Origin of the sequence: Clostridium sp. CS001 (assembly GCF_020443565.1) — a bacterium.
Classification (GTDB): domain Bacteria; phylum Bacillota; class Clostridia; order Clostridiales; family Clostridiaceae; genus Clostridium_AD.
Window position 1 is genome coordinate 1 of record NZ_JAIZZN010000083.1, and the last position, 790, is coordinate 790.

Sequence of the window (790 nt, forward strand, 5' to 3'; positions counted from 1 at the left end):
TTGAACCGTAGAAATATTACTTTCACCTATGAACAAAAGTAACTCTATAAAATCTTTTTCTTTTTTGCTATAATAGGTATCGTAGATACTTTGGATTCTAGGGTCTGCTTGTAGCATTGCAGTGCTTGAAGCTAATGATCCTGGTTTTCTTTTAAAGGTATTAAGATAATGTTCTAATTTAATCGACCATTCATAAAACCCTAGCTTCCTTTCATGGCAAGCTATTTTTTTACCCTCACTAAAACAAACAATATCATTTGAATATATTTTTATGAATATTCTTTTTCCGACGTACATATCTGGTACAGAATACCGGCAGGTATTTACTGAAAACGTTGAATATTTATCTACTCTAGGCTCTTCTATTCTTGCTGTATCAAGTTTTGCTATATAAGGTCCCATATGGGTTCTTTCTTCATTAAGAATTTCTTTTGCAGTCTTCATATTTCTTAATTTCTGAGGTATGTCATTCAATTTATTACACGTTTCCATAATGTATTCATTAGCTTCTTCTAACGATTTAAAGTTATCATTTTTACAGAACGCCTTACGCCTTACCACCTCTACACTTCGCTCAACATGACCTTTTTCATTACCTGATCTAACATTGCAAAATCTAAAGTCAAAGCCATAATATATGGACATTTTAAGTAATGCTTCTGTAGGTTCTTTCTCAGTTGGCCCTACAAATTTCTTTACTGCAACTTTCATATTATCGTAAACAATTGTTCTATATACTTGTCCTATATGTTCAAAAAATAAAGCATGTGATTCTTGGAAACATTCTGAA

1 protein-coding gene is annotated in these 790 nt (G+C 31.6%); it reads right to left on the reverse strand.

Annotated features, from left to right (window positions below):
* Positions 1 to 790: Mu transposase domain-containing protein (locus LGK97_RS20110; RefSeq protein WP_413228460.1), on the reverse strand; the 790-nt coding region annotated here is incomplete at both ends.